The sequence below is a fragment of the Streptomyces sp. SM1 genome (assembly GCF_002910825.1).
Taxonomy (GTDB): Bacteria; Actinomycetota; Actinomycetes; order Streptomycetales; family Streptomycetaceae; genus Streptomyces; species Streptomyces okerensis.
Genome location: NZ_NEUB01000687.1, coordinates 1 through 8,936 on the forward strand (window position 1 = coordinate 1; position 8,936 = coordinate 8,936).

Annotated in this window: 8 protein-coding genes and 4 pseudogenes; 7 read left to right on the forward strand and 5 right to left on the reverse strand. The window is 72.5% G+C overall.

The genetic code is table 11. The features are described from left to right. The 4 genes and pseudogenes from B9S61_RS40930 to B9S61_RS19040 all read left to right on the forward strand — a co-directional run. Positions 1 to 296: pseudogene (locus tag B9S61_RS40930) on the forward strand (hypothetical protein); the annotation flags it as partial. Then, a complete protein-coding gene (locus tag B9S61_RS19030) occupies positions 293 to 724 on the forward strand; it encodes a roadblock/LC7 domain-containing protein (RefSeq protein ID WP_103543351.1) in 432 nt (143 codons plus the stop codon). The pseudogene B9S61_RS40930 and the gene B9S61_RS19030, both read left to right, overlap by 4 nt. 1 nt (position 725) lies before the next feature. Continuing rightward, positions 726 to 1,085, forward strand: coding sequence for a DUF742 domain-containing protein (locus tag B9S61_RS19035; RefSeq protein ID WP_103543352.1), 360 nt, complete (start codon positions 726 to 728; stop codon positions 1,083 to 1,085). Continuing rightward, positions 1,072 to 1,668 carry an ATP/GTP-binding protein gene (locus B9S61_RS19040; RefSeq protein WP_103543353.1) on the forward strand — a complete coding sequence of 199 codons (597 nt, stop codon included), beginning with the start codon at positions 1,072 to 1,074 and terminating at the stop codon, positions 1,666 to 1,668. Before B9S61_RS19035 ends, B9S61_RS19040 begins: the two co-directional genes overlap by 14 nt. A 43-nt stretch (positions 1,669 to 1,711) precedes the next feature. Here the strand turns inward: B9S61_RS19040 and B9S61_RS19045 are convergent, their stop codons facing one another. The 5 genes and pseudogenes from B9S61_RS19045 to B9S61_RS42425 form a co-directional block, all read right to left on the reverse strand. Beyond that, positions 1,712 to 2,668 (reverse strand): ABC transporter substrate-binding protein, encoded by a 957-nt coding sequence (locus B9S61_RS19045; protein WP_103543354.1) that lies wholly within the window; start codon positions 2,666 to 2,668, stop codon positions 1,712 to 1,714. A gap of 103 nt (positions 2,669 to 2,771) precedes the next feature. Then, the gene (locus B9S61_RS19050; protein ID WP_103543355.1) at positions 2,772 to 3,437 is read right to left on the reverse strand and encodes an ABC transporter permease; all 666 of its coding nucleotides are present in this window, start codon (positions 3,435 to 3,437) and stop codon (positions 2,772 to 2,774) included. Beyond that, positions 3,434 to 4,135 (reverse strand): ABC transporter permease, encoded by a 702-nt coding sequence (locus B9S61_RS19055; RefSeq protein WP_103543356.1) that lies wholly within the window; start codon positions 4,133 to 4,135, stop codon positions 3,434 to 3,436. The genes B9S61_RS19050 and B9S61_RS19055 overlap by 4 nt, the downstream gene beginning before the upstream one ends. Beyond that, the gene (locus B9S61_RS19060; protein WP_181007432.1) at positions 4,132 to 5,262 is read right to left on the reverse strand and encodes an ABC transporter ATP-binding protein; all 1,131 of its coding nucleotides are present in this window, start codon (positions 5,260 to 5,262) and stop codon (positions 4,132 to 4,134) included. The genes B9S61_RS19055 and B9S61_RS19060 overlap by 4 nt, the downstream gene beginning before the upstream one ends. Positions 5,263 to 5,388: 126 nt before the next feature. After that, positions 5,389 to 5,568 (reverse strand): annotated as a pseudogene (locus tag B9S61_RS42425) (FAD:protein FMN transferase); the annotation flags it as partial. Positions 5,569 to 5,635: 67 nt separating this feature from the next. On the opposite strand from B9S61_RS42425, the pseudogene B9S61_RS19070 reads away from it, so the two are divergent. The 3 genes and pseudogenes from B9S61_RS19070 (at position 5,636) to B9S61_RS19080 (ending at position 8,907) form a co-directional block, all read left to right on the forward strand. Next, positions 5,636 to 6,327, forward strand: a pseudogene (locus B9S61_RS19070) (response regulator transcription factor). 38 nt (positions 6,328 to 6,365) lie between these two features. Further along, positions 6,366 to 7,824, forward strand: a pseudogene (locus tag B9S61_RS19075) (ATP-binding protein). Positions 7,825 to 7,905: 81 nt separating this feature from the next. Then, positions 7,906 to 8,907: an NAD(P)-dependent oxidoreductase gene (locus B9S61_RS19080; RefSeq protein WP_103543357.1), complete on the forward strand. Its 1,002-nt coding sequence runs from the start codon at positions 7,906 to 7,908 to the stop codon at positions 8,905 to 8,907. Positions 8,908 to 8,936: the final 29 nt, after the last annotated feature.

Here is an 8,936-nt window from a genome sequence, read left to right on the forward strand (position 1 = left end):
GTGAGGAGGCCGCGCCGGACGCCGGTGAGGTGCCCGGTGACGACTTCAGCGCGGAGCGCGCCGCCTCCTCCCTCGCGGGCTTCCAGCGGGGCACGAGCCAGGCCCGGGACGACGGAACCGGCGACGCCGCCGAGGACGGTGACGCCGCCGAGGACGGTGACGCCGCCGAGGACGGTGACGCCGCCGAGGACGGTGACGCCGCCGAGGACGTACCGGCGTCCGTGCCCGCCGCCGAGTTCACGACTCCGCCCGCCGACCGCCGACCGTCGACCGCTCACGAAGGAACACCGTCATGACACGCCCCGTCCCCGCCACCCACACCCAGCTGGACCAGCTGCTGACCGGACTCGTGGAACGGGTCGCCGACGTGAACCAGGCCGTGGTCCTCTCCGAGGACGGACTGGTGGTCAGCAAGTCCACCGGCTTCCTGCGCGACGACGCCGAGCGCCTCGCGGCGACCGCGTCCGGTCTGATGAGCCTCAGCAAGGGCGTCAGCATGGACTTCCGCGGCGGCCCGGTGCGGCAGGCGCTGATCGAGATGGCCCACAGCTACCTGATCCTCACCTCGGCCGGTCCCGGCGCCCATCTGGTGGTGCTGACCGGACCGAACGCGGACGTCGGCGTGGTGGCGTACCAGATGAACATGCTGGTGAAGAAGATCGGCGAGCACCTCAGCGCGGCGCCCCGGGAGTCCTCCGAGCCCGCCGTCGACCCCGGCGTGTGAGGTGGGCGGTAGCGACTCGGCCGGCCGGCTGGTACGGCCGTTCACCCTGACCGGTGGCCGGACCCGGCCCAGCCGCGCCGACTTCACCCTCATCACCACGGTGACGGCCGTGGACCCGCAGCCCGAGGGCGCGGCCCGGCCGCAGCCGGAGCACCTGCGGATCCTGCGGCTGTGCGCCGAGCCGGTCGCGGTCGCCGAGCTCGCCGCGCGTCTGGACCTCCCCGTGAGCGTGGTCGTGATCATGCTCTGCGATCTGCTGGAGGCGGGCCGGATCACCGCCCACCCACCGCACCCCGTCACCCGTACCGCACCGGATCTGGACCTGCTGCAGAAAGTGAGGGAGGGCCTTGGCCGGCTCTGACACCACCGCTCAGGCTTCCGCCGACCGTCCGGCACCCGACACGGTCAAGATCCTGATCGCCGGCGGCTTCGGCGTGGGCAAGACCACCATGGTCGGCTCGGTCAGCGAGATCGCCCCGCTGCGCACCGAGGAGCCGCTGACCATGGCGGGGCTGGACGTCGACGACCTGGAGGGCGTCGAGGAGAAACGTGCCACCACGGTCGCGCTGGACTTCGGCCGGATCACCGTCTCGGACGGTCTCGTGCTGTATCTCTTCGGCACGCCGGGGCAGCAGCGGTTCTGGTTCATGTGGAACGACCTGGCCCTCGGGGCGCTGGGCGCGGTGGTCCTGGTGGATGTGCGCCGGCCCAAGTCGAGTTTCGCCGCGATCGACTTCTTCGAGCGCCGGGGCATACCGTTCGTGATCGCCGTCAACGGCTTCCACGGTGAGCATCCGTACCCGGTGGAGGACATCCGGGAGGCGCTGACGCTGCCGGACGGTGTTCCGGTGCTGCTGTGCGACGCGCGGGAGCGGGAGTCGAGCCGGGATGTGCTGATCGCGCTGATCGACCGGCTGATCGCGCAGGCGGAACCGGCGGGCTGAACCGCCCGTGGGGTGCGGCCGGCCGGCCGCACCCCGGCGGCGGTCAGTCCAGTCCGGCCGACTTCAGCCAGGCCTTGGCCACGTCCAGCGGGTCCTTCTTCTCCAGCTGGACCTGGGCGTCGAGGTCGAGGAGGGTCTCGGTGTCCAGCTTCGCCGATACGGCGTTGAGCGCGTCGACGCCCTCCTTCGGAAGCGCGTCCTTGTGGACCAGCGGGGTGACGTTGGCGAATCCGAAGAGGTTCTCCGGGTCCTTCAGGACGACGAACTTCTCCTTCACGATGGTCGGGTCCGTGGTGAAGATGTCCGCGGCCTGGACCTCGTTCTGGGTGAGCGCCGCCTGGGTGAGCGGGCCGCCCGCGTCGAGCGCCTTGAACGACTTGAACTTCAGCCCGTAGACGGCCTCCAGGCCCTTGAGTCCCTGCTGCCTGGTCTGGAACTCGGGCGAGCCGCCGATCACCAGGTCCGGTGCGATGTCCTTGAGGTCGGCCAGGGTCGACGCGTCGGTGAGACCGTGCTTCTCGGCGGTCTCGGCGTTGACGCTGACCGAGTCCTTGTCCTCGGCCGGGGACGACTCCAGCAGCGTCAGCGCCTTGTCGAGTTCCGCCTCGACGGCCTCGTTCACCGCTTCCGCCGACTCCTGCCCGGCCTTGGGGTCGAGGTAGGAGAGGAGGGCGCCGTTGTACTCCGGCAGCACCGTGATGGAGCCGTTCTTCATCAGCCCGTACGTCGTCTCACGGCTGCCGATGTTGTGCTTGTAGCTGACGTTGAGGCCCTTGGCGCGGAGCGCCTCGCCGTAGATGTCGGCGAGCAGGGTGCTCTCGGCGAAGTTGTTCGAGCCGACGACGACGGTTCCCGTCTCGGCCTTCTCACCGTCCAGGGGGTTGTCGGAGGTGCCGTCGGAGGAACAGCCCGCGAGCAGGGCCGCCGCGGCGGTGAGCGCGACTGCCGCCGCACCGGTGTGCCTCGTCCTGGACCTGCTGCTTTTCGCGGTAGAAGTCATTCAACGATCCAATCCAGCCGTTTTACGGTCAGTCAAGAACATGGTGGTCACGGTTTGTCGCATGGGTGGGTCCGGGGCGTCGCGGGTGCGGCGGGCCGCGGTGTCAGCGCCTGCGCACGCCCGGTGAGACCGCCAGCCGTCCCGCGGCCCAGAACAGCGCGAGGGTGACGAGCGCCAGGACCGCCACGAGGGTGGCGCCGCCGACCACCTTCTCGTAGTCGCGCTGGTAAAGGCCGTCGATGATGTACCGGCCGAGACCGCCGAGACTGACGTACGCGGCGATGGTGGCCGTCGACACGATCTGGATGGCGGCCGACCGCAGTCCGCTGAGCATCAGCGGGAGCGCCACGGGCACTTCGACCTGGAAGAGGATCCGCGACTCGTGCATGCCCATGCCCCTGGCCGCGTCCACCGGCGCCGGGTCGAGGGAGCGCACCGCCTCGTATGTGGTCACCAGGATCGGCGGCACGGCCAGCACGACCAGCGGGATCATCACGGGCAGCAGACCGAAACCGATCAGCAGGACGGCGAGGACGAGCAGGCCGAAACTGGGCAGGGCGCGGGCGGCGTTGGCGACGAAGGCGATCGCGTTCCCGCCGCGTCCGGTGTGCCCGGTCAGCAGGCCGACGGGCAGGCCGATCGCGGCGGCGATCGCGAGGGCCAGCAGCGAGTACTGGACGTGTTCCCAGAAGCGCTGCGGGATGCCGTCGTAGCCCTGCCACTGGGCGCTGTCGCTGAAGAAGGCGTGGATGAAGTTCAGGACGTTCACCGGACCGCGCCCTCCGGGGTGATCTCTTCCCGCCGCGCGGCGGGTTTCCGGCGGGTGCCGCCGCGGGGCATCCACGGGGTCAGCAGCACCCGCAGCAGGACCAGCAGGGCGTCGCACACGGTCGCCAGGACGGCCATCGTGAGCACGGCGTTCACCGCGAGTTCGGGCCGGTCGTACTTCTGCGCGGCCGCGAGCAGGTTGCCGAGGGCGCCCTGGTTGCCGATCAGGGCGCCGACACTGACCAGGGAGATGCTGGAGGCGGTGGCGACCCGGAGACCGGCGATGATGGCGGGCGCGGCGATCGGCAGCTGTACCTGGACGTAGCGCCGGGCCGGGCCGAAACCCATGGCGGTGGCCGCGGCGAGGGTCTCCTCCGGCACCGAGCGCACGCCGTCGACGATCGCCGGGACGAGCACCACGAGGCTGTAGAGGGCCAGCGGGATCATCACGGTGAGTTCGGTCTGGCCGGTGTAGTCGATGAGGACGACGAAGAAGGCCAGCGACGGGACGGCGTACAGCACGGTCGTCACACCGAGCACGGGCGGGTACAGCCAGCGGAAGCGGCCGCACAGCAGGGCGAGCGGCAGCGCGAGAACCAGTCCGGCGGCCACCGGCAGCAGGGCCTCCCGCATGTGCAGCCCGATCAGGCCGAGCCAGCTGTGCTGGAGGTCGCTGGGAATGTCGAAGAAGCCGGTCACTTGGCGGCCCCGGCCGGGTCCGGGTCGGTCCGGACCTCGGCGTGGGCGGCGCGGATCGCCTCGCCGATGCTCTGCTGGGAGACGACCCCCGTCACCCGGCCGTCGCCGTCCACGGCGACCGCCCACCCGGTGGGCGAGAGCACGGCGCAGTCGAGGGCGGCCCGCAGCGAGTCGGCGCCGGGCACGAACGGCCGTCCGTACGGCAGCAGCCGGTCGGTCCTGATGTCCCCGGCGGTCAGCTCGTCGCGGCCGGCCCAGCCGAGCGGACGGCGGTCGGCGTCGGTGACGAGAAGGTGGGGCGCCCCGGCCGCGGCGATCCGCTCGGCGCTCGCGTCGGCCGGGATCACGGCGTCGGCGGTCAGCGCCAGCGCGGCGGACGGGAAGAAGGACAGCCGGCGGATGCCGCGGTCGGCGCCGAGGAAGTCCTCCACGAAACCGTCCGCGGGGGCGGACAGCAGCTCGGCGGGCGGCGCGTACTGGGCCAGTCGGCCGCCCTCGCGCAGGACGGCGACCATGGTGCCGAGTTTGACCGCCTCGTCGATGTCGTGGGTGACGAAGACGATGGTCTTGCCCAGCTCGTCCTGGATGCGCAGGAGTTCGTCCTGCAGTCCCTTGCGCACCACGGGGTCGACGGCCGAGAACGGCTCGTCCATCAGCAGCACCGGCGGGTCCGCGGCGAGCGCCCGCGCCACGCCGACGCGCTGCTGCTGGCCGCCCGAGAGCTGGTACGGGTACCGCTTGGCCAGCGCGCTGTCCAGACCCACCCGCTCCATCAGCTCCGCCGCCCGCTCCCGGGCCCGCTGCTTCCCCCAGCCGAGCATGCGGGGGACGGTGGCGATGTTGTCGGCGATCGTGCGGTGCTGGAAGAGACCGGCGTTCTGGATGACGTACCCCATGGACCGGCGCAGGGTGGTGACCGGTTGCCGCCGGGTGTCCTCACCGTCGAGCAGGATCGTTCCCTCGGTGGGTTCGACCATCCGGTTGATCATGCGGAGGGTGGTCGTCTTGCCGCAGCCCGAGGGCCCGACGAGGACCGTGATCGAGCGGTCGGGAATCTCCAGCGACAGCCGGTCGACCGCCACCGTGCCGTCCGGGTACCGCTTCGTGACTGAATCGATCCGTATCAAGACGCCGAATGCCCTTCGGGTGGCGGAAGTTTCTGACCGGGGTCGCTCGCTCTGTCGCCGGACGAGTGTAAACGGCGCCTCTGGCAGAACCCCGGAACCCCGCACCCCGGCCGGAACGGCCCCGGGCTACGCCGCCACCTGCCCCGATTCCACCGAGGGAAACCCCGCCGTGCGCCGCACCCACCGGTCCGCGGTCACGGCGAACACCTCGCAGTCGGGACGCGCGGCGGCCCACGCGGCCCCCTCCCGCCCCAGCGCGAAGGCCGCCGTCGCGACCGCGTCCGCCTCGGTCAGGGTGGGGGCGACGTATCGATCGGAACGCGGATGTGCACCGGCCTCCGGCCCCGGTGGCCGGGTGCCGCAGTATGGGCGGGTGGAAAAAGTACGACTCCTCGTCGTGGACGACGACCCGCCGATAGCCGACCTGGTGGCGACGGTCGCCCGGTACGAGGGTTGGGACGCGGTCACCGCCAACTCCGGTGAGGAGGCGCTGCGCCGCGCCGCCGAGTTCCGGCCGGACATCGTGGTGCTGGACCTGATGCTGCCGGACGTCGACGGCTTCGGCGTCCTGGACCGGCTGCGCCGCTCCGGGACGATGGCGCCGGTGGTGTTCCTCACCGCGCGGGACGGGGTCGCCGACCGGGTGGCCGGGCTGACCCGGGGCGGGGACGACTACCTGGTCAAGCCGTTCGCCGTGGAGGAGCTGATGGCGCGGCTGCGGACGGTGCTGCGGCGCAGCGCGGGGCCGGGGTTCCAGCGGTCGGTGCTGCGGGTGGCGGACCTGACGATGGACGAGGACACCCGTGAGGTGCGGCGCGGGGAGCGGCTGCTGTCGCTGACGCCGACCGAGTACGAGGTGCTGCGCTATCTGATGCGCCGCTCGCCGACCGTGCTGACCAAGGCGCAGATCCTGGACCACGTGTGGGAGTACGGCTTCGGGGGCCGCTCCAACGTGGTGGAGCTGGTGGTCAGCCGGCTGCGGCGCAAGCTGGACGACGTGCCGGTGATCCGCTGATCCAGACGGTGCGGGGCTTCGGGTACGTGATCCGGCAGGCGGCCGAGTGACCGCGCCTCTCCGGCGGCTGCGGGACACGTGCCGGAGGATGCGGCTGCGCACCCGGCTGACGCTGGGCCTCGGGGTGCTGTCGCTCGCCGTGTTCGCGGTCGTCGGCACCGCCCTCACCACGTACGTGCACGACTATCTGGAGCGGCGGCTGGGCGACCAGCTCAAGCTGATCCAGACCGTGCAGGCCAAGGACGCGGCGGCGCACGGCACCGTCGAGCGGAAGCCGTACTACGGCTGGTACACGGCGGTGTACGACGTCTCCGCGTCCGGCGCGACACGGTCACGCTGCGCAAGCCCTCCGACGTCCCCGACGACACCCGGGCGCTGGCCGGTCTCGCCCGGGCGATGACGCACTCCGGCACCGAGTTGACGCGCACCGCGCGGATCGACGGCGAGGGCACCTACCTGCTGCGCGGCTGCGAGGTCGAACCCGGGGTGGTGCTGGTGAGCGCCGCTCCCGTGAAGGACGTCGAGCAGACCGTCGAACAGCTGATCACGGTGCAGGTCGTGGTCTTCGCGCCGGCACTGCTCGCCCTGGTGGTGTCCGGGCGGCGGATGCTGCGGCGCGGTCTGAAGCCGCTGAGCGACATGGCCCACACCGCGCACGGCATCGCCTCCCACGACCTGACGGAGTCCGCGGCCCGGCTGCCGCTGCGCGCCGACGGGGGCGACGGGGGCGACGGGGGCGACGGGGGCCTGGAGGTGGCGGAGCTGCGCACCGCCTTCAACACGATGCTGGAGCACATCGACGATTCCCTCGCGGTCCGCGCGGCAGCGGAGTCGCGGCTGCGCCGCTTCGTCGCGGACGCCTCGCACGAACTGCGCACCCCGCTGATGTCCGTACGCGGCTACGCGGACCTGTTCCAGTACGCGGCCGCCAACGAGCCCGCCGAACGCGAACGCCATCTGGCCCGGCTGCGGGCGGAGGCCGCCCGGATGGGGGTGCTGCTCGACGATCTGCTGCTGCTCGCCCGGCTGGACGCGGCGGAGGTGGAGGCGCCGCTGCGGCCGGCGGACACGGATCTGGTGGAGCTGGTCCAGCAGGCGGCCGACGCGTTCCGGGCGGGCCACCCGGGACATCCGCTGACGGTGACGGCCGGTACCGGGCCGCTGGTCCTGCGCCTGGACCCGCAGCGTATCCGGCAGGTCCTGGACAACCTGCTCACCAACGCCGCCGTGCACACCCCGGCCGGCACCCCGGTGGCGGTGGCGGTGTCCGTGGCCGGTGACCCGGAGTCCGCGCTGGTGCGGGTGACCGACACGGGCCCCGGTGTCGCGGCGGAGGACCGGGAACGGGTCTTCGACCGCTTCTACCGCGTCGACAAGGCCCGCAGCCGCGACCGGGGAGGCAGCGGCCTGGGCCTCGCGGTCGCCCGGTCACTGGTACGGGCACACGGCGGCGACATCGAACTGGGCGGCGGGCCGGGGCGACCGTGTTCACCGTCCGCCTGCCGGCATCCCGCCCGTACGGGGACACGGCCGCGGGTTCCCGCTGAGCGGCGGGGCGGGTCTTACGGACCGGTGACGGGCCGGGCGCGGCTCCGCTTCCGGACGCGGCGCGGACCTAACGTGGGCGCATGCGTGTACTGGTCACCGGCGGTGCCGGGTTCATCGGTTCCCATGTCGTCGAGGCGCTGCGGGCGCGCGGGCACGAGCCCGTGGTGTTCGACGTCCGCACCGATCCGACGGCGGACGTGCGTTCCCCCGGCGCGGTGCGCGAGGCGCTGTCCGGCGTGGACGCGGTCTGCCACCAGGCGGCGATGGTCGGCCTCGGCACCTCCTTCGCCGACGCGCCGGAGTACGTCTCCCGCAACGAACTCGGCACGGCGGTGCTGCTCGCCGCGATGGCGGAGGCGGGGGTGGCCCGGCTGGTGCTGGCCGGTTCGATGGTCGTGTACGGCGAGGGCCGTTACGTGTGTGCCCTCCACGGGGTGGTGCGGCCGGGGCCGCGGGCGGTCACCGACCTGGCGGCGGGGCGGTTCGAGCCCACGTGCACGGTGTGCGGCGCGGCCCTCGAGCCCGGTCTGGTCGGCGAGGACGCCCCGGCCGATCCCCGCAACGTGTACGCCACGACGAAACTGGCGCAGGAACACCTGGCCGCCGCGTGGGCCCGGTCGACGGGCGGCTCGGCGGTGTCGCTGCGCTACCACAACGTGTACGGCCCCGGCATGCCCCGCGACACCCCGTACGCGGGCGTCGCCTCCTTCTTCCGCTCCGCGCTGGCCCGCGGCGAGGCCCCGCGCGTCTTCGAGGACGGCGGCCAGCGCCGGGACTTCGTCCACGTACGGGACGTGGCGGCGGCGAACGCCGCCGCGCTGGAGGCGGAGCCCGCCGCCGGGATGTTCACCGCGTACAACACCGGCAGCGGAACACCCCGCACGGTCGGCGAGATGGCCCGCGCCCTGGCCCTGGCGTACGGCGGCCCGGACCCGGTCGTCACCGGCGAGTACCGCCTGGGCGACGTCCGCCACATCACGGCCGACTCCGCCCGCCTGCGGGCCGAGCTGGACTGGAGACCCGGGACCGGCTTCGAGGAGGGCATGCGGGAGTTCGCGAGGGCGGGTCTCCGGGACGGCTGAGCCACCCGCCCGAGACGGAGACGGCTACC